Below are 21,214 nucleotides of genomic sequence, written 5' to 3' on the forward strand. Positions count from 1 at the left end.
CGCGCGAGGGGGCGGGCCCGGACACGTCGATTCAGAGGCCGCGGGCGTGTTGCCGGGCGGCGGCGCGGCGGCTCGCCCGCGACGGAGGACGGCTCGCGCCGGGCTGCGACCGCGTGGCGGGCGGCGGCGCGGCCCTCGCGCCCTTCAAGCGGCGCAGATGCGCGGCGAGCACCCTCGGCGTCGCGTGCTCGAAGAGGTCCACCACCGGCAAGGTGACGTCCAACTCGGCGCGGAGGGCCTGGCAGAGGCGGATCAGCGCGAGAGAGGTCGCCCCCTGCTCGAAGAAGCTGACATCCCGCCGGGCCGGGTGTCCGGTCTCCCGCGCCAGCCCCTCCAGCACGGCGCACTCGATCGCGTCCGGCGCCGCATCCATCGGACCGGCAGCCTTCGCCGTCGGCTCGGCCTTGGACCGGGGCGGGAGCATCAGCGCGGCGCGATCGTGCCGCACCGCATGCGAGAGGCCGGCCCCGGCCAGCAGCTCCGCGAGCGGCCGCGTGAACGCGGCCTCGTCCTGCGCCAGCACATGCAGCAGGCGGTCATAGAGCCCGACCATCTCGTCCAGCATGCCAGGCTCGAACAGCGCCTCCACCGCATCCCAGTTCCAGGTCAGCGCACCCTCGGCTTCGCGGGCCTGATGGTCGATCCAGACCTGGGGCGTCTGGGTGATGCCCCAGCCGAGCCTGCCCAGCGACTGGCTGCCGCCCTCCTCGCCGGCGGCCGCGCCGAGCGCCGAGGTGAAGACGATCGGACAGGCGACGCCGCGCACGCGTCCCGTGCGCCGCGCCGCTTCCCGCAGCACCCGCACCGCCGAGACGTCGGCATGGGCGAGGTCCTCCGCCAATTGCCGCTGCACCTGCCGCGCGCGGCCGAGCAGATCGGGGGCCGGCGCGTCGTCGCATTCGAGCAGGATCAGCGAGGTGAAGTCGCCGATCACCTGGTCGATCTCCGGGTGGAGCGGCGGACGCTGGAACAGGGTGAGGTTGATGGTGAAGCGGGCCGAGCGGCTCCAGGCGCGAAGCACCTCGCCATAGGCCGCCAGCAGCACGGCATTGGCGGTGAGCCCCTCTCGCCTCGCCCGCTCGCGCAGGGCCTGCCAGAGCGGGGCCGGCAGCACGGCCGCGCGCCGCTGGAAGCGGGGCGCACCGGCGGGGCCGGCCTTGACCGGAAGATCCGGCGCGGCGGGCAGCGTCTCGAGCCGACCCAGCCAGTAATCGAGAGACCGGCGCCAGCTCGGGCTTCCCTCCATCGCCCGCAGGGCCAGCATGCAGTCGCGGAAGGTGCAGGCCAGGGGCTGCGGCGCCTCCGTCCGATCCGCGGCGCGGGCCAGGAGGCCCCATTCGCCGATCAGCATCGCCATGCTGCGCCCGTCGAACAGCATGTTGTCGAGCGAGACGAACAGCCTCAGCGTGCCGTCCGCGCGCAGGGCTTGCACCTCGAAGAGGGGCCAGCGATCGGCGGGTCTCACCTGGTGGGACATGGCCTCGCGGATCGCGGCCGTCTCCGCCGGCATGTCCGCCACGGCGCAGTCGCGCAAGGCGATGACGTAGTCGGGAACGGTCGGCAGCACGCGCTGGCGGCCCTCCTCGGCCACCACCGCCCGCATCATCGGATGCCGGGCGATCAGGAGGCGGAAGGCCGCCTCGATCCGCTCGAACGGCAGATCCTCGACCTCGATCTCCGTGTAGAGATGCGAGGAGACGCCGCCGAGTTCGAAGCCCTCCTGGCGGCCGATCCAGTAGGCTTCCTGCACATCCGTCAGCGGGAAGGGCTCGTGCGCCGCCTCGGGCGCCGGAACCAGGATCGGCTCCCCCTCGCCTTCGGCCAGCAACTCCCGCCCCTCCAGCGGCGCGGCGAAGGCCGAGAGCACGGGGCGCTCGAACAGGTCGCGCACCTGGACCGCGAGGCCGGTGGTGCGGCGCAGCGCCTCCGACACCCTCACGGCGCTCAGGCTGTCTCCGCCGAGGGCGAAGAAGGACTGGCTCGGCGCCGTCACGGGCACGCCCAGCACCTCCTCCCAGATCGCGGCGATGCGAGCCTCCAGTGCCGACAGCGCGGCGGCGGGCTCGGAGGCGGCGGAGCGCGGCGGGCGCGGGAGGCGACGCCGATCCAGCTTGCCGGTGGGGCTGAGCGGCAGCTCCGGCAGGACCATCACGCCCTGCGGCACCATATAGGCCGGCAGGCGCGTCGCGGCGAAGGCGCGCAAGGCCGCCGGATCGGCCTGCCACAGGGTCGCCGGCTGCCCGGCCAGCAGAAGCGCGAAAGCATCCGGCGCATCGGGCGGCGTCAGCGCATCCGCCCAGGCGAAGCCGGCCTCCAGCAGGGCCTCCGTCCAGAACGAGGCGGAGGCCTGCCAGACGAAACGGTCGCGGCGCCGATCGAGCACCTGGTCCGGGCCGTCGCCGAGCAGCGCGACCGTGACCCGCTGAAGGTCGTTATCCGCCGTCATCTCCGGCGCCAGCAGCAGGCCGCCGGGCGCCAGGGCCTCCCGCAGATGGGCGAGAAGGGGAGAGACGTCGCGGGTCCGGTGCAGCGCGTTGAGGAGGACCAGCACGTCCTGGCTGCCGGCCGCGATGCCCTGGGGACCCAGCGGCCGCTGCGGATCCAGGGCCTGGAAGCGGATCGCGGGGTGGCCGGCGAAACCGCCGGCCGCGAGGGTCGTGCGCGCTTCCTGGAGGAAGGCGGGCGACGCGTCGGCGACCGTCAGTTCCCACCCCTCCTCCGGCAACGCCCGGACGAGGTCGAGGCTCGTCGACCCGCTCCGCGCCTCCAGTTGCAGGATGCGCAGCGGAGGACGCTGTCCCGGTGCCGCCGCTCGCAGGACGGCCTGCAACGCGGCCACCATGGCGGGGCCGGACGGGCTGCCGCGCGTCAGCGCCTCGGGGGAGAGGCCGGCATCTCCCGGCGTGAAGAACAGCGACAGCGGCTCGGCCTCGCCGCGGAGCACGGCGGCACGGCGGCCCGCATCGTCCCGCAGGCGGCGAAGGGGATCGGCGGCGAGGCCGAAGCGCGCGCCTTCGGTCTCCAGCGCATCCCAATCGCCCGTGCCGAGATCACGCAGCACCGACAGCCGGCCCTCCGCGCCCTCGCCGAGGTCGCCGGCTTCGACCAGAAGGGCGAGCCAATCGTGCAGCACCCGCTCCATCGCGCCGCCGACGCCGAGGCGAGCAGCCAGCCCTCTTCGCGCAACGGTCGCTCCTTCCTGAGCGGGGAGGCCGAGCGCGAGGAGGCTGTCCCGCGCCGCCTGGCGCGCCACGGCCGTCAGGAAGGCCTGGAAGCCTTCGGCATCGCCCATGCCGGGCTCGTCGGCGAGCCGCGCCAGCGCCACCCTGCGCGCCGTCTTCCGTCGGTCCGTCGCCTCTTCTTCCGGCAGCGAGAGCACGCGGCGCGCCGGATGGACGGCATCGTCCCCGTCCTCGTCGAGCACCACCCAGGCCTGCAGACGGCGGGTGCGCGAGGTCTTCTCCGCCCCCTCGTCGCCGATGGCGTCCACCACCGCCTTGCCGACCGCCGGATGGGCCGACAGGGCCGCCTCGATCTCGCCGAGCTCGATGCGGTGGCCGCCGATCTTCACCTGCGTGTCGCGCCGGCCGAGGAATTCCAGCGTGCCGTCCGGCCAGTAGCGGGCGATGTCGCCGGTCCGATACAGGCGCTCGCCGGTCTCGGGATGCGGGTAGAAGGCGGCTGCGGTGCGGTCCGGATCGCCCTCGTATCGCAGCGCCAGCCCGTCTCCGGCGATGTGCAGGTCGCCCTCCACCCAATCCGGGCGGTGGCGCAGGGCGGCGTCGAGCACATGGTAGCGCTGATTGGCCAGCGGATAGCCGTAGGGGATCGAGGACCAGTGCTCCGGCACCTCCCCGATCTCGAACCAGTTGGACCAGATCGAGGCCTCGGTCGCGCCGCCGAGGGCGATGAGCCGTGCCGCGCCGCCGCCCGCGCGGAAGCGGCGGGGCAGATGCAGCGGGACCCAGTCGCCGGAGAGCAGCACCAGCCGCAAGCCCGCCAGAGCCGTCGCGTCGCGCTCGGCGACGAGCATGTCGAAGAGGGCCGGCACGGAGTTCCACACCGTGACGCCCTGCTCGCGCAGCAGCTCCGCCCAATGCGCCGGATCGCGCCGGAGCGCCGCCGCCGGCACCACCAACGCGGCCCCCGCCGCGAAGGCACCGAACAGATCGTAGACCGAGAGGTCGAAGCCGAGCTGGGAGAGCGCCAGCACCCGGTCGCGCCCCGTCACGCCGAAGCGGGCATTGATGTCGAGCACGGTGTTGACCGGCCCGCGATGGTCCAGCAGCACGCCCTTGGGCGTGCCGGTCGAACCGGACGTGTAGAGCAGATAGGCCGGATCGCGCGGATCAACCTCCGCGATCTCCATCGCCGGAGCATCGTCCGGCTCGGCCGCCAGATCCGCCTCGACGGTCGCGACGCCGCGGCGCGCGAACAGGTCGGCCACCGCCTCCGGCACCGTCCCGGCCACGACGGCCAGGCGGATATCCGCGCTGTCGAGGATGACCTCCAGCCGCGCCGCCGGCTGCTCCGGATCGAGCGGCACGTAGACGCCGCCCCGCATCAGGATGGCCAGCACGGCCAGCGCCTGCTCCGGACACTTCTCCATCAGCACCGCGACGCGCTGGCCCGCCAGCGGCGCCGTCGCCGCCGCGGCCAGCCTCGCGCCCAGCCCGAGGGACACGTCCCGCAGCGCGGCATAGGACCACGAGCGGCCGTCGGCCGCGATCAGGGCCGGGCTGTCCGGGGTCTTCGCCGCGCTCGCCAGGAAGAGGTCGTGCAGGCGGAGATCGGGAAGGGGTGCCGCCGTGTCGTTCACGGCCGTTCGGACGGCCTGCTGCGAGGCGGGCAGAAGGTCGCCCGCCGTTCCGTCCCAGGCCGCCTCGTCCGCCAGGAGGCGGTGAAGCACGTCCGCATGGGCGGCCGCCATCGCATCCAGGACGCCCTCCGGGAACAAGCCCTCCACCGCATCCCAGTTGCAGCAGAGCGCGCCCTCGACCTCCATCACCTGATGGTCGAGCCAGACCTGCGGCGTCTGGGTGATGGCGAAGACCGGATCGGCCAGGAGCCCCGCCCTGCCCCCGGCGGCGCCGAACTGGCTGGTGAACACGACCGGCATCGTGACCCGCTCGGCCTCGCCGCGCTCCCGGTTCAGGGCGCGCAGGACGTCCGTCGCGTCGAAGGCCCGATGTTCGAGCACGTCGAGCATGGTCGCATGGAGGGCCGAAGCCGCCGCCGCGAACGGCGCCGCGGCGCGCTGGTCGACCGGCAGCAGCGTCACGGCCGTGAAGTCGCCCGTCAGCCCGGCGATCTCCGGATGCCACGGGCGGCGGTCGAAGAGGGTCAGGCTGAGCGTGAAGTCCTGCGCCGCGCTCCAGCGGCCGATCACCTCGGCGAAGAGGGCGAGCAGGAAGGAGGACGGGGTCAGGCCGCGCGCGGCGATGCGCTGCTTGAGACCGGCCCAATCCTGCGCGGCCAGCAGGGTCTGGCGCCGCGTGAAGCGGGGCGTGCCGACGCTCTCGGGCCGCACCGCCAGAGGCAGGCGCGGCGGCGGCGGCAGTTCCTCCAGCCGGGGCAACCACCAGGAGCGGGCGCGTTCACGCTCCGCCGGCAATCCGCTCGCCGGGTCCTCGCCGGCCAGCACGTAGTCGCGGAACGAGAGTCGGAACGGCGCGAGGCCGGCAGCCTCCATGTCCCCGCCATGGCGCATCAGCGCCTCGAGTTCGGCGAGCAGGATCTGGGCCGAGGTGGCGTCGGCGATCAGGAGGTCGAGGCCGAGATGCAACCGCACGCGCCCGGAGGGGAGCAGCGAGCCGCGCAAGGTGAAGAGCGGCCATTGGGACGTCGGATGGACCTGATGCGACAGCGCTTCGCGCCAGGTCTCGAGCGCGGTCACGGCCTCGGCCGCCTCGGTCTCGCGCAGGTCCTGCACCGCCACGGCGTAGCGCGGCACCTCGGGCAGGATGCGCTGCCGCCCGGACTGGTCGATCACGAGCCGCAGCGTGTCGTGCCGGAGGATCAGCCGGTTCCAGCATTCCTCGAGCAGCGTCAGGTCGAGGCTCTCGCGCTCGGCCTCGAGATAGGCGTGGCAGGCGACGTTGCCGAGCACGAGGCCCGCCCCCCGGCCCACCCAATAGGCATGCTGCAGGGGCGTCAGCCGGAACGGCTCGTGCCGCGCGGCAATGTCGGGCGAGAGGGTGAAGCCCGGTCCCGGCAGGGGTGCCGGCTCCTGCGGCAGTTGCGCCGCGAGGCTCTCGAGGCTCGGCGTCTCGAACAGGGCGCGCAGCGGCAGGGCGGCGCCCGTCTCGGCCTGCAGGCGCTGCACGATCTCCATGGCCAAGATCGAATCGAGGCCCAGCGTGACGAGGTTCGCCTTTGGCGAGAGCTCGCCCGGCTCCAGCCGCAGGACCGAGGCGACGATGGCGGCCAATCGGTCCCGCGCCGATGCCTGGACCGGCCCTTCGGCCCGCCCAGCGACCGCGGACGGCTCCGGCGCGGCCCGGTCGTCGAGGTTCCGGAACAGCCCGGCCCCCGTCACCGCCTCGTGCAAAGCGGCGAGGCGCGGCCACTCGGCCTCGACGCTGACGAGGCTCGGCGGCAGGTCGTCCGCCGCCAGGGCCTGCTCCAGCCGCGCGAGGTGCCAATCGGGCGTCGACAGGCGCAAGCCGGCCGCGGCCAGGGTCTCCCGGGCCGTCTCGTCGCCAGCCATGCCGTCCCCGTCCCAGGGTCCCCAGGCCATGGCGAGCGCCGGCAGCCCTTCCGCGCGGCGGCGGGCGGCCAGGGCGTCCTGGAAGGCGTTGACCGCGGCATAGGCCACCTGGCCGCGCGCGCCCCAGATCCCCGCGATCGAGCTGCACAGAACGAAGTGCCGCAGGTCCGCCCCCCGCGCCGCGTCGCCGAGATTCCGGCTGCCGGCGATCTTCGCCTCGGCCATGCGCCGGTATTGCGCCGCGGTCTCGGGGCCGAGCGGCCCCCACAGGCCGAGCCCCGCGGCATGGAACACGCCCCGCACCGGCCCCGCGCTGCGAAGCCTCCCGAACAGGCGGCGCAAAGCTGCGGCATCGGCAATGTCGCAACGCTCCAGCGTCACCCGGACACCGAGTTCGCCGAGTTCCTCGGCCAGACGACGCTCCGCCGCCTCGGGCCGGCGGCGGCCGAGCAGCACCAGATGGCCCGCGCCTCGCGCAGCCAGCCACCGGACCAGCGCGCGGCCGATGCCGCCGAACGCACCGGCGACCACGTAGGTCCCGTCGGGATCGGCGGCGAAGGGAGCCCCGGCCGCCGGTGCCGCCGCCTTCGCGAGGGCGGGGCGCAAGACCCGCCCGCCCCGCAGCGCCAGCGCGGGCGGCAGGTCCGTGCCGAGCATGGCGGCCGCAAGGTCGGTGCCCGCGCCGGCGCCGGCGGGATCGAGATCCAGCAGCCGCGTGCGCAACTCCCGGCATTCGGCCATCAGCGACCAACCGGCGCCCCACAGCGCCCGCGACGATGGGCAAGCCGTCTCGCCCGGCAGAGCCGCCGCGCCCCGCGTGACGATGACGAGCCGGGCGTTCCGGTCGCGCAGATGGCCGGCCAGGGTCAGGAACTCATCGACGACCGTCTCGTCGCCGGCCGCGTCGAGGCCGCGCAGGAACAGGACCGTCTCGCCCGCCTGGAGGGCTCGCTCGAGGCCGCGCAGGTTGCGGCCGTCCACGCTGCGGACGTCGACATCCCGTGCCGCCAGGGCGGGCAGCAACGCCGCCGCCTGGCCGCCGTGATCGGGCACGACGACGACCCCCTCCGGCCAGCCATCCGTGCCGGTGACGCTCGCCGCCGGCTCCTCCTGCCAATCCAGGGCGAGCAACCCGCCTTCCTGCGCCGTCGCGACAGGGATTTCCGGCACGGGCTCCGGACGCCTGTGCGTCCGGAAGCCGTACCAGTAGGGCCGGCGCTGGAACGGGTAGAGCGGCAGATCCTCGGGCGCCGGCAGCGGCCCGGGAGCGGCCGCATCCCAGTCGATCTCGGCGCCGGCATGGTGGAGCGCGGCGAGCCCCGCGCCCACCACCGCGACGTCCGATCGCGCGGGATCGAGGCTCGGCACCAGCAGCGGCACCTTCCGGTCCTTCGGCCAGGCGCGGCGCGCCAGCGGGAGGAGATGCGGAGCAGGACCGATCTCCAGCACGGCGTCGCAGCCGAAGCCGGCCATCGTGGCCAGAGCGTCGGCGAAGCGCACCGGCTGGCGCGCCTGCGCGGCCCAGTATTCGCCGGCGGCCAATTCGGCGAAGGTGACGGCCCGCCCGGTGAGGGTCGAGACCAGAACCGCCTCCTCGCTCCCCGGACGCAAGGCGGCGCCGAGATCGCGCAGAGCCGGCAGCACCGGCTCCATCATCGGCGAGTGGAAGGCGTGGGACACGTCGAGCGCGCGATGCCCGATGCCCTCCGCTCCGGCGCGGCGGGTCAACTCGGCGATGCCCGCCGGCTCGCCCGCCATGACGACCATGTCCGGCCCGTTCACCGCCGCGAGGGCGATCCCGCCGATGCCGGCCGCGAGCGTCAGCGCCCGCTCCTCCGTCGCGCGCAGCACCAGCATGGCGCCGGGCCGCAGGGATTGCATCAGGGCCGCCCGGCCGGCGACCAGCCGGGCCACGCCGTCGAGCGGCAGGTGCCCGGCGATGATGCTCGCCGCCAGTTCGCCGACCGAATGGCCGGCGACCACGGCCGGCCGCAGCCCGTAGGCCTGCCACATCCGGGCCAGCGCATAGCCCGTCGCGAAGAGCGCGGGCTGGGCGAGCCCGGTCTGGCGCAGGGCGGCGTCATCCGCCTGGGCCATCGCGTCGCGCACCGAGCGGCCGAGCCACGGCCGGAGGGCCGCATCCGCCTCGTCGAGCGCCGCGCGGAAGGCGGGATTCGCCTCCGCGAGGCCGCCGGCCATCCCGGCATGCTGCGCGCCCTGTCCGGTGAACAGGAAGCCGATGCGAGGCGGCACCGCGCTCTCGGCGGCGGACAGGCCGCGAAGATCGGCGAGCAAGGCGTCCCGCCCCTCGCCGACGGCGCATCCGCGCAGCTCGAGATGGGCGCGCATCCGCGCCGCCCCCCGGCACAGGCTCGGCAGCTCGGTCTCGGGCGTCACCGCGATGCGGGCGATCCACGCCGTCCGCAGCGCCTCGAAGGCCTCCGGCGAGCGGGCCGAGAGCGGCAGCACCAGCATGCCCGAGGGCGCCGCCTCCGGAGCTGGGGGCATGGCCGGCGCCTGTTCCAGCAGGGCGTGGGCGATGGTGCCGCTGAAGCCGAAGGAGGCGACGGCGGCACGGCGCGGTGCGTCCGCGCGCGCCGGCCACGGCTCCGCCGCAGCCGGCAGCCGGGCCGGGATGCGCTCCAGCGAAATGGCCGGGTTCAGCCGGCGCACGGGATGCGGGGGCACCACGCCCCGCCGCAGCGCGGCGACGGCCTTGATCGCCCCGGCGACACCCGCCGCCGCTTCCAGATGGCCGATGGCCGTCTTCGCGGTGCCGAGCAGCAGGGGCGCCGCGCGCGAACCGCCATAGACCTCCGCCAGCGAGGCGAACTCGATGGGATCGCCCAGCCGGGTGCCCGTCCCGTGCATCTCGACATAGTCGATTTCGTCCGGCCGCAGGCCCGCCCGATCGAGGGCGCGGCGCATCATGGCCACGCGCGAGCCGGGTTCGGGCACGGTCAGGCCGCTGCGCGCGCCCTCCTGGCGCAGGGCGGTCCCCGCGATCAGCGCGTGGACCCGCGCGCCCCTGGCCCGCGCCTCGGAGAGGCGGCAGAGCACGAGCATGCCGCAGCCCTCTCCGCGCGCATAGCCGTCGGCCTCGGCGTCGAAGGTCTTGCAGAGGCCGTCCGCGGCCAGCATGCCGGCGGAGCGCAGGGCCGCCTCCAGTTCCTCGGACAGCAGCACCTGGGCGCCGCCGACGAGGGCGAGATCGCTGTCGCCCGCCCGCAGGCTGGCGCAGGCGAGATGCATCGCCGCGAGCGAGGCGGAACAGGCCGTATCCACCACCACGGCCTCGCCTTCCAGCCCCAGCAGATGGGCGAGGCGGCCGGCGGCCGCAGCCGGTGCGTTGCCGGTGGCGTAATGCGCATCCGGCACCTCGCCCACGGCGAAAGGCAGATGCGCGTAGTCACCCGCACCGAGCCCGAGATAGACCGAACTGGCGCTTCCCTTCAGAGACGAGGGCGGAATGCCGGCATCCTCGAGCGCGTGCCAGGCCGTCTCCAGAACGAGGCGATGAACGGGATCGAGCGAGGCCGCCTCGCGCGGGGAGAGACGGAAGAAGGCCGCGTCGAAGCCCTCGATCGCCTCCAGGAGATGGCCTTCGCGCGGGGTGCCGCAACGGCTCTCGCGCCGCCGGGCGGGGCGTCCCTCCAGCAGCATGTCGAGATAGGCGTCGGGCGTGGCGCGGTCGCCCGCCTCGCCGCCGGGGAAGCGGCAGCCGATGCCGATCACTGCGATCGGTTCGGGCCCGGCCGCCGCGCGCGGAGCGGCGGGGACGGAGCGGCTCGCCTCGGCGCTGGGCAGGAGGCCGATCAGGTGATCGGCCAATCGCGAGGGCGTCGGATGATCGAAGGTCGCGAGCTCGGCCACGCCGAGGCCGAGGCGGGCCTGCAGCGCGGCCGCCGCCTCCACCGCCGCGGCGGAATCGAGGCCGAGATCGAAGAACCCCGCCTCGGGCGGCAGGCGCTCCTCTTCGGAGCGGCCGAGAAGGGGCTGCACGACGCGGCCGATCTCGTCGAGCAGGATCAGGCGGCGCTCGGCCGGGCCGGCCCGACGCAGACGTTCGGCCGTTCCGCTCTCGGGCTTCCCGCGCTCGGGTGCCCCCTCCGACGCGGAGGCGCCGCCCGGCTGGGCCGCCTCGGGCGTCCAGCGCCGCTCCGCCAGCAGCGTGAGGGAGCCCTCCTCCCAGGCCCGGCGCATGGCGGCGCGGCGGATCTTGCCGCTCGTCGTGCGCAGCAGCGTGCCCTGGCGGATCAGCGCGACCGCATGGAGCGCGAAGCCGTGCTCCGCCGCGACGGCGGCGCGGATCGCCTCGATCAGCGCCTCGTCTTCCGCGGGCGTCGCCCGGACGGCCTCGTGGACGAGCATGGCCGCCTCGCCTTCCGGCGTGTCCACGGCGAAACAGGCACCGCCCTGCGGTACGAGCCGCGGATCGAGCGCCTGCGCCGTCTGCTCGATGTCGGTCGGGGCATGGCAGGCGCCGCGAAGGATGATCGCCTCCTTCAGCCGGCCGGTCACGCAGAGCCGGCCCTCCAGCACGAAGCCGAGGTCGCCCGTGCGCAGCCAGCCGCCGCGCGACGCGCCCTCGCGCGGATGCAGCACCGCCTGGAAGGCGGCGGCGGTCTCCGTCGGCCGGTTCCAGTAGCCGGGGCCGACCGACCCGCCGCGGACCCAGATCTCGCCGACGCCGCCATCCGGCCGCTCGTGCCCGGTTTCCGGGTCGACGATGCGCAGATCCAGGCCGACGAAGTCGTCGCCGCTGGCGACCAGCACATGGGCATCGGGCGTGCCGGGGGGGACCGGACGGGCCTCGCCGGCCCGGAGGGCCGCATGGTCCAGGCAGAGCGGATCGAGCCCGCGCTCGGTCACGGTTCCGGCGGCGATCAGCGTCGTCTCGGCGAGCCCGTAGCAGGGGCACATGGCCTCGCGCCGCAGGCCGCAGGCCCGGAAGCGCTCCCAGAAGGCGAGGAGCGTCGCATGACGCAGCGGTTCGGCGGCCGCGATCACCATCTCGACGCTGGAGAGGTCGAGCCGCGCGAGCGCCTCGTCCGGGATCTTCTTCAGACAGAGATCGAAGGCGAAGTTCGGTCCCGGCATGACGGTGCCGCGATATTGCGTGGTCGCCTCCAGCCAGCAGAGAGGCCTCTGGGCGAAGCGCGCCGGCGGGATCAGCACCGTCGTAGAGCCGTGATGCAGGATCTGCAGCACGCCGCCGATCAGCCCCATGTCGTGGTAGAGGGGCATCCAGTTCACCATCACCGTGCGCGAGTGATTGCGGAACACCCGCTGCATGGCGGCGAAATTGTCGGCCAGCGCGGCGTGGGTGTTCATCACGCCCTTGGGCTCGCTGGTGGACCCCGAGGTGTATTGCAGGAAGGCGATGTCATCCGGCCCGGGCTCGTGCCACGTCGCGGGCGGCGCCGGGGCCTCATCGTCCAGGAAGACGGCACGCAGGCCGTGCGCGGCCACGAAGGTCTCGAAGGCCGCTCCGGAGGCCTCGGCGATGGCACGGGTGGTGACGATTCCGACGGGCGTCGCGTCGCGCGCGATGCCGTCGATCTTGCCGAGAACCCGCTGGACGCGCGACGGACCGGGCAGGTTCACCGGCACGGCGATGATGCCGGTGCGGAAACAGCCGAGCACCGCGGCCACGTATTCGAGCCCCGAGGGGAGCAGCAGAAGCACCCGCTCGCCCGGGTTGAAGGCCTGCGCCAGGGCGGCACCGGCGGCCTCCATGCGACCCAGCAATCCGGCATAGGTCAGCGTTCCCGCGGGGGCGCCCGGAGCGCCGTCGAACCGGATCGCGACATGATCTCCCCGTGTCGCCGCGTGCTCGGCGATGCGGGCGGGCAGATGGAGGAAATCCTGGGTCATCGAACGGCGTCCACGAGCAGCGTCTGCGAGGAACAGGGCCCGTCCGGCAGCTCGACGAAGCTGCGGATGGCGCGGGCGACATCGGTCAGGGCTTCCGCCTCGCGCAGAAGGGACCAGTGATCGGCGGCGATGGTCTCCTCGTGCCGGGGCCCCGTGAGGAGGTCGCGCCAGGCCGGCTCGGGGAGCGGCCAGCCCGCTTCACGCCGGGCGGCCCAGAAGCAGAGGGCCGGCACGCGCAGAGGCCTCGGCGCGAAGGCCGCCAGGGCGGAGAGCTGCCCCGCCACGACGTCGCGCAGCCAGGCGGGAGCCTGCCCCGCCATGGCCTCCGCGCGATCCGTGAAGACATCGTGCCGGGACCAGTCGACCGGATCGAGCAGGACCAGGCCGTCGCATGGCCGCCCCTCGTCCTCCAGCTGCGCCGCGAGGGCGGCCGCCAGCACGGTTCCAGAGGACCAGCCGCCGAGCAGCAGCCGCTGTCCGGGCGCCTGCCCGTCGAGCACGGACCGCGCCTGCGCGAGCACCGCGGCCAGAGGATCGCCGGTGCTCGGGGCCGCCGCGCGCGAGGCGAAGTCGATCGCCTGCACCCGGCAGACGTCGCCCAGGGCCGCTTCGAGGCTCGCAAAGGCCCCGGCGGCGCCGTCGCTGCCTGGGAAAAGCACGAGGAGCGGGCGCGTATCCGCCTGCAGTGCCGGCCTGTCGCCGCCCTCCAGCCGCGCGGCCAAATCCGCCAGGACGGGAGCCTCGAACAGGCTGCGCACCGGGAGTTCCACGCCGAAAGCGTCGCGGATTCGGCCGATCAGCCGGATGGCCAGCAGGCTGTCGCCGCCGCTGCGGAAGAAATCCGCCTCCGCAGAGAGGATCGGCGTCGCCAGCAGCTCGGACCAGAGATCGGCCAGCCGCTGCTCGACGGGCGTCGCGAGCGGACGCCCCTCGCCCGTCGCCCCGGCGGGCGCGGCCCGCGCCAGCTCCGCGGCCAATGCCGCGCGATCGACCTTGCCGTTCGCGCCGAGCGGCAGGGTGTCCACGATCCGGATCGCCGCCGGCACCATGTAGTCCGGCAGGCGCTTGGCAGCCTCGTCGCGCAGGGCCGCCGGGTTCGCGCCGCCCCGGCACTCGGCCAGGAAGACATGCTGGCCGATCCCGAGCGCGTCGCCGCCCATATGCGCCAGGCTGAACCCGGCCTCGCGCAAAACCTCCCGCCATTGCGGCGCGGCCAGCAGCGGCAGCCCCTTCTCCTGCCGGAAATCGGCGAAAGCCGAGAAGCCCTCGAGGAAGCCGGCCGTCACCATCTGGACGGCCGTGTTCTCGGTCGCCTCCAGCAGCAGCAGGCGACCGCCCGGCACGAGGAGGCGCCGCAGATAGGTCAGGGTGCGCGGCAGGTCGCGCGCATCGTGCAGCACGTTGGAGGCGACGATCAGGTCGTAGCCGTCGCTCGGAAGGCCCTGATCGGCCGGGTCGAGGTTGATGTCGAAGCGGCCGGTGGTGAAGTCGCCCTCCCCGCCGAAGCTGTCGCGCGCGGCATCGAGGAAGAACAGGGAGACGTCGGTGAAGTGGTAGCGCACGCCGCGGCGGCGCAGAACCGGCAGGAGCGGCCCCGTGAAGGAGCCGACGCCGCCTCCCACCTCCAGCACCGTCAACGGCGCCTCGGGATGACGTGCGTCGAGCGCGGCGCCGAGCATGGCTGCCGAAAGGGCGCCGAGCCGCTCCGCGGCGGGGTTGTGACGGTAGAGGCTATCCGCGTGCTGCAGCGTCGCCCCCGGGAACAGGAGTTCCAGCGGAGCCTGCTCGCCGCTCGCGAGCGCGCCGGCGCGCCGGCAGCAGGAGACGATCCAGCCGCGGAGAAGCTCGGCGCCGGGCCATGCCGGCAGCGCTTCGAACGCCGCGCAGGCCGCGTCGAGATCACCGGGCTCGGGCGCCATCCGCGGCCATTGCCGCAGCAGCCCCGCAAAGGCGGGATCCGGCTGCAGACGCCCCGAAGCGATCTCGGCGAGCGTCCGATGCATCGCGATGCGGCCCACCCCGTCCGAAGCGGCGCGGAAGGCGCGCAGCCGCTCGAGGGCCTCGCCCTGCGCCGCGCTTTCGGCCGCCTCCGCCGCGCTGCGGATCGCCGCCGCGACGGCCCCGTCGACGGCCTCAGGCTCGACGGGCATCTCCAGCACCGCCGCGCCGATCTGACGGCCGCCGGACTCGCGGTCGACCACCACCGCGACGGCCTCCTTCACCGAAGGAAGGCCGGAGAGAACGGCCTCGACCTCGCCCAGTTCGATGCGATGGCCGCCGATCTTGACCTGGGTATCCTCGCGCCCGAGGAATTCCAGCATGCCATCGGGCCAGTACCGCGCGAGGTCGCCGGTGCGGTAGAGCCGCCTGCCGTCGTCCCAGGCGGTCGGGAAGGCCTGTGCCGTGCGTGCGGGGTCGTTCCAGTAGCACTCGGCCAGTCCCACGCCGCCGATATGAAGGTCACCCGGAACCCAATCCGGCCGGTCGTGCCCCTCGCCGTCGAGGACGCGGTAGGATTGGTTCGGCAGCGGATAGCCGTAGGGGATGCTGCGCCAATGCGGCGGCACCTCGTCCACCTCGAGCAGGTTCGACCAGATGGCGGCCTCGGTGGCTCCGCCGAGCGCCAGGAAGCGCGACCCGGGCGCCGCCGCCCGCAGACGGGCCGGCTGGCCGAGGGGTATCCAGTCGCCGCTCAAGAGCGCCGCCCGCAGCGGCAGCGGCGCAGCGGATGCCGTGACCCGGTCCAGTAAGAGGTCCAGCAGGGCCGGAACGGAGTTCCACACCGTGACGCCGGCGCCCCGGACGAGGCCGAGCCAATGGGCCGGATCCCGTGCCTCCGCCTCGCCGCAGAGGACCAGCGCGCCGCCCACCGAGAGCGGACCGAAGATGTCGTAGACCGACAGGTCGAAGCCGAGCGAGGACACGCCGAGCACGCGATCCTCCGGCGTGAGGCCAAGGGTCTCGTTCACGGCGGCGACCGTGTTCCAGACCGCGTCGTGCCTGAGGGCGACGCCCTTCGGCCGACCGGTCGTGCCGGAGGTGTAGAGGATATAGGCGAGCGACTTGTGCGACAGCCCGGCCGGGCGCGGCGGCTCCCGCATCGGCCCCTCCTCGCCGGGCCGGAGCGCGAGCGGCCAATCGAGGTCGTCCCGTTCGGTGATCAGGCCGGCCGCCTCGACGTCGCGCAGGATGGCCTGCGCGCGCAGGGCAGGCATGTCGACCGCGAGCGGCACATAGGCGGCGCCGGCCCGCAGGATGCCGAGCACGCTGGCGATCTGCCAGGGGCCGCGCGGCAGCGAGACCGCGACGCGGTCGCCCGAAACGACGCCCGCCTCGACCAGCTGCCCGGCGACGGTGGCCGCCGCGGCGGCGAGTTCCGCGTAGGACCATTCCCCGTCCGGCCAGACCAGCGCCACCGCGTCGGGCCGGGCTTCCGCCCGTTCGAGGAACGCGGATTCCAGCCGGCGCGGCGGGATGGAGCACTCCGTCGCGTTGGCGGCGCTGCGGCTTTCCGCCTGCGGCGCGGGCAGGAGGGCGGCGAGCGGCGCGTCCCAGGTCGCCTCGTCGTCGCACAGGCGGTCGAGGAGCGCGGTGTAGGCCTCGAACATCGCCGCCGCCATGCCGTCCGGGAACAGCGCGTCGACCGTGATCCAGTTGAAGACCAGGGCGCCGTGACGAACCATCGCCTGATGGTCGAGCCAGACCTGGGGCGTCGCGGTGTAGACGATGTCCGGCTCACCCAGCAGCGCGACTCCGTCGCCGTGATCGGCCAGCGCGTCGATGTCGAGCCCGAGCAGGCTGGTGAAGACCACCGGCATCGCCGTGCCCCGGCTTCCGCCTCCGCCCAGGCGACCGAGTTCGCGCATCACCTCAATGCCGCTGAAGGCGCGATGCGACAGGCAGGTCCAGGTCTCCCGCTGCAGCTTCCGCGCACGATCGGCGAAGGCCGAGCCGATGTCGGGGGCCCGGCGCGGCACCAGGACGACGGAGGTGAAGTCCCCGACCATGGAATCCACCTCGGGATGCAGCCGCTCCCGGTGGAAATGCGTCAGGTTCAGGCAGAAATCGGCCTGCCGCGACCATTGCGCCAGCACCTCGGCATAGGCGGCCAGCAGCGCGCCCGACGCGGTGACGTTGCGCGCCGTCGCGAAGCGCTCGAAACGCTGCCAGCGCTCGGGCGCGACCCTGCCGTGGCGACGCACGAAATCCGGCCTCGCGGCGCTCTGCGGCGTTCCGAGGAGCGGCAATTGAGGTGCCTGCGGCAGGTTCGGCAGCCGCGCCAGCCACCAGTCGCGGTCGGCCGCGTGCTGCGCGCCTCCGGTCTCCCCGCGGCCCAGGACGTAGTCGCGGAACGTCAGCGCGAGCGGAGGCTGCCGCAGCTCGGGCCGTGCATAGAGCCGCTCCAGTTCGCCCAGGATGATGTGGAAGCTCTGCACGTCGACCGTCAGGAGGTCGAGATCGAGGTGGAGCACGACATCGCCGCTCCGCTGCGTCACGCGCAGGTCGAAGAGCGGCCAGTTCGCGGCATCGGGCGCGCGGTGCTGCATGGCTTCGCGCAGCGCGCCGAGCCGCGCCTCGACCGCATCGGGCGGCAGGCCGGAGAGGTCCTCGACGGGGATCGCGTAACGGGGCACGTCGGGCAGGATGCATTGCATCCCGTCGGGCCGGATGACCGCGCGCAGCATGCCGTGACGGGCGACGATCAGGTTCCAGGCCGTCTCCAGCCGGCCGATATCCAGCTCGGGCAGACGCCATTCGAAATAGGCGTGGCAGGAGACGTTGCCGAGTTCGAGCACCGAATCCTGACCGATCCAGTAGGCGTGCTGGATGTCCGTCAGCGGGAAGGGCTCGTGCCGGCGCTCGGGGTCCGGGCGCAGAACGGAAGGCCTCGCGGTCGCGTTCATCCAAAGGTTCCAGCGGTCTTGAGAAGGGACGGGGGAGGAGCTGAGGACGGATCGATCCGTCGCCAGCCGGGGGCGGTGTTCAGGGCCTCGGACAGGGTGCGGTAGGGACCGGGCCGGTCGCGCAGCACCGCGGGGCTGCCCTGCTCGAGGATGCGGCCATCCCCCAGCACCACGACCTGCGCGGCATCCCGCACGGTCCAGAGCCGATGGGCGATCACCAGCACGGTGCGGCCGCGCCCCAGCTCCTGGAGAGCCTCCTGGACCTGCCGCTCGTTCTCGACGTCGAGCGACGCGGTGGCCTCGTCCAGGACGATGATCGGGCTGTCCTTGAGGAACAGCCGGGCGATGGCCAGACGCTGCCGCTCGCCGCCCGACAGCGCCGCGCCGGCATTCTCCAGCACCGTGTCCAGCGCCTGGGGCATGTGCCGGACGACGTCCTCGCAGCGCGCGCGGCGCAGCGCGTCCCACATCGCCTCTTCCGTGGCGTCCGGCCGGGCGAGCCGCAGGTTCTCGCGCACCGAGAGCGAGAACAGCACCACGCTCTGCGAGACGACGCCGATCAGCGCGGCGATCGTCTCGGGCGACAGGTCGCGCAGATCGACGCCGCCGATCGAGATGCGGCCCGATTGCGGGTCCCATTCGCGGGTCAGGAGACGGGCGATCGTGGTCTTGCCGGCCCCGGTCTCGCCGACCAGCGCCGTGATCGTGCCGGGCTCCGCCGCGAAGCTCACGCCGTGCAGCACCGCTCGCTCCCCGTGTCCGAAACTCACGTCGTCGAAGACGATGCGGGACCCCGCGGGCTCGGCCTCGCCGTGGGGCATCGGGCGGAGCGCCAGCACCGTCTCGACGCGCCCCAGGGCCGCCTCCATCTGGCGAAGCATGGCGAAGAACTCGACCGTCTCGACCAGCGGCGCGAAGAGACGCAGCGCGACGAGGACGAGCAGGAGCGCTTCCGGTGCGCCCAGCTCTCCCCCCGGCAGCCGCACCGCGACCAGCACCAGCAGCAGGGCCGTGCCCAGCGCCAGGATCGCCGGCACGCCGATCATCGGCAGGACGAAGCGCATCGTCAGCGCCCGGCCGCTGTCGCGCGAGGCGGCCAGCGCCTCCTCGAGCCGCCCAAGCCGTCCGGAGGCGAGGCCGAAGGCCTTCACCACGGCGATGCCGCGAACGAATTCGAGCAGCCGCACGTTCAGCTCGGCCGTGGCGGCGGAGCGCTCCTCGCTCGTCCGGCGCAGGCCGCGTTGGCAGATCAGCAGGACGAGCGTCGCCAAAGCGAGGCTCGCCGCCAGCAGCAGGCCGAAGAACGGGGCGATCGCCAGAGCCGCCCCGACGCCCAGCGCCGGCAGCGTCATCGCGGCCACCACGCGCGGCAGCAGCAGGCCCGGAACGATCTCCAAGGCCGTCACGTCCTGCATGACGACGGTGGTCAGGTCGCCCGTATCGCGCTGGCGCAGGGTTCCGAGCGGCAGTCGGGCGAGATGCTCGAGCAGCCGCGCCCTGAGCCGCGCCGTCAGGCGATAGCCGGCGCCGTAGCCCAGCTCCGCCGCGGCATAGGCGGCGAGCCCCTGAAGCAGGGCCGCCAGCAGCATGAACAGGAGCGCCCAGAGCGGCGCGCCCGGGCCGCTCAGCAGGTCCGGGAGCGGGCCGCGCAGCCAGGCCGGCGCGGCATTCGCCGGATCGAGCACCGGGAGCAGGGCGATGACGATGATACCGAGCGGCAGGGATGCGAAGATCCCCTCCAGCACCCGACAGAGGACGGCGCCCACGAGGGCACGGCGCTCCTCCCGTGCGAGGCGGAGCAGGCGCAGCAGGGCCTTCATGATGTGAGCTCCGCCGCATCCTCGACCCGTGACGGCGTGTCGTCCTTCGCCGCCCCGAGGCCCCAGGAGAGGTTGCGTTGCTGGATGCGCCAGAGCTCGGCATAGCGCGGCGCGGCGCCGAGCAGGGCGTCGTGGGTGCCGGCGGCGACGATCCGGCCGTTCTCCATGAGGACGATCCGATCGCAGCCGACGACGCTGTCGAGCCGGTGCGAGATGACGACGATGGTCTTGCGGTCGGCCAGGCGCCCGACCGCATCCTGCAGCAGCGCCTCGTGGACCGGATCGGCGAAGCTCGTCGCCTCGTCGAGCAGCAGGATCGGCAGGTCCGCCAGCAGCGCTCGGGCGAGAGCGACGCGCTGGCGCTGGCCGCCGCTGAGGCGCGATCCGCCCTCCCCGACCCGGGTCTCGTATCCCTTGGGAAGGGCGGCGATGAAGTCGTGGCAATGGGCCGCTCGGGCCGCGGCATCGACCTCCGCAACCGACGCGGCGGGACGGGCCGTGCGGATGTTCTCGAGGATCGTGTCGTTGAACAGGAACACGTCCTGCGAGACGACGCCGACCAGGCGGCCGAGTGCTCCGGGCGCGACCTCCGACACATCGCGCCCGCCCACCGTGATGCGGCCGCGCGTCGGCTCGAGGCTCTGGTTGAAGAGGCGGGCGAGGCTCGTCTTCCCGGCCCCCGAGGGGCCGACGATGGCCGTGATGCCGCCCTCGAGAACGGCGAGGCTGATATCCTGCAGGATGGCGCGGCCGCCCATTTCGAGCGAGACGCCATCGAAGACGACCGGGCCCGGCGCGAGCGGCGCGGGGTCGGAGACCGGACGCTCCGGGGCCGCATCGACGATCTCGGCGATCTTGCCCGCCGCCTGGCGGGTCCGCATCAGCAGCTCGGCGTAGAGGACCAGCTTGAGCAGCGGCACGCCGAGGCCCGTGGCGGCGAGCAGGCAGAACACGAGGGCGGCGGGCGTGACCGAGCCGTGCTGCTGCAGCCAAAGCCCCACCGGCAGGACGAAAGCCGGCGCGGCGCCGATGATGACCGTGTAGAGGACCCAGCCCGGCATCCACTGCGCCCGCCATTCCTCGGCGAAGGCATGGAGGTCTCGGACCTGCTGCAGGGCGCCATCCATCATCAGGCGCCCGCCCTGGAGGGTCTTCAGCGTCTCGAGGCCCAGCACCAGTTCGGCCGCCGTGGCGTTCACGCGGCCGATCCGGCCGAAATAGAGGCCCATCTTCTCGCCGTGGCCCCGCATCATCGCGGCCTGCGCCGCGGCGCCGATGGGCAGGACCGCCAAGGCGGCGAGCGCCAGGCGCCAATCCGCCCAGGCCATCATCCCGCTCAGAACCAGGATGGTGGCGAGGGCCGCGACGACATCCGGCAGGTGATGGCTGATGAACAGCTCGACCGCCTCGACCTCGTCCCCCAGCACGCGCTGCACGCGCGCATCCTGGCGCTGCGTGAAGTAGCTGAGCGGCAGCGCGGCGAGGCGATGCATGAGATCCCGCCGCAGCACGAAGAGCAGATCGAAGGCGGCGTAATGCGCGCAGGCGGTCGCGACGCCCGCAAGGATCGGCTGCAGCAGCACCGCAAATCCCGCCGCGAGCGCGGCGAACCGCAACGGCGCGCTGTCGATTCCGACGGAGCTGACCGCCCATCCGACGAGGAGCAGGGGCACGACCGCGAGAATGGTGCTCAGTGCCGCGACGAGGCAGGCGAAGAGCAGGCGGAACCGCACCGGCTTCGCCAGGGCCCAGGGCCCCACCCGCCCGCCGGCAGACCCGGCCGCCATCACGCCGTCCGCCCTAGCGGCCGGCCCGCGGACCGCGAGGCCAGACCCCGGCGATCCGCGAATCTCGCAGGCGAACCATGCCGGTCGCGCGAAGACGCGAACCCCTCAGCCTGGACT

The 21,214-nt window shown here is 73.7% G+C and carries 4 protein-coding genes; all 4 read right to left on the reverse strand.

What is annotated here, in order from left to right; genetic code table 11:
• Positions 1–31: 31 nt before the first annotated feature.
• The 4 genes from EV668_RS11475 to EV668_RS11490 are packed head-to-tail and all read right to left on the reverse strand — an operon-like array spanning position 32 to position 21,097.
• Entirely contained in the window at positions 32–12,586 is a 12,555-nt protein-coding gene (locus EV668_RS11475; RefSeq protein ID WP_133769866.1) for a non-ribosomal peptide synthetase/type I polyketide synthase, read from the reverse strand.
• Positions 12,583–17,490, reverse strand: coding sequence for a non-ribosomal peptide synthetase (locus EV668_RS11480; RefSeq protein WP_133769867.1), 4,908 nt, complete (start codon positions 17,488–17,490; stop codon positions 12,583–12,585). The genes EV668_RS11475 and EV668_RS11480 overlap by 4 nt, the downstream gene beginning before the upstream one ends.
• On the reverse strand, positions 17,487–19,310 hold the full coding sequence (locus EV668_RS11485; RefSeq protein WP_133769868.1) for an ABC transporter ATP-binding protein: 1,824 nt from the start codon (positions 19,308–19,310) through the stop codon (positions 17,487–17,489). Before EV668_RS11485 ends, EV668_RS11480 begins: the two co-directional genes overlap by 4 nt.
• Positions 19,307–21,097 (reverse strand): ABC transporter ATP-binding protein, encoded by a 1,791-nt coding sequence (locus EV668_RS11490; RefSeq protein ID WP_133769869.1) that lies wholly within the window; start codon positions 21,095–21,097, stop codon positions 19,307–19,309. The genes EV668_RS11485 and EV668_RS11490 overlap by 4 nt, the downstream gene beginning before the upstream one ends.
• Positions 21,098–21,214 lie beyond the last annotated feature (117 nt).

The sequence above is a fragment of the Enterovirga rhinocerotis genome (assembly GCF_004363955.1).
In the GTDB taxonomy this organism is placed as follows: domain Bacteria; phylum Pseudomonadota; class Alphaproteobacteria; order Rhizobiales; family Beijerinckiaceae; genus Enterovirga; species Enterovirga rhinocerotis.

Bases quoted from the DNA above. Each gene is read 5' to 3' on its own strand.
- EV668_RS11480 (WP_133769867.1), bottom strand. From the start codon at position 17,490: ATGAACGCGACCGCGAGGCCTTCCGTTCTGCGCCCGGACCCCGAGCGC.
- EV668_RS11490 (WP_133769869.1), bottom strand. From the start codon at position 21,097: ATGGCGGCCGGGTCTGCCGGCGGGCGGGTGGGGCCCTGGGCCCTGGCG.
- EV668_RS11475 (WP_133769866.1), bottom strand. From the start codon at position 12,586: ATGACCCAGGATTTCCTCCATCTGCCCGCCCGCATCGCCGAGCACGCG.
- EV668_RS11485 (WP_133769868.1), bottom strand. From the start codon at position 19,310: ATGAAGGCCCTGCTGCGCCTGCTCCGCCTCGCACGGGAGGAGCGCCGT.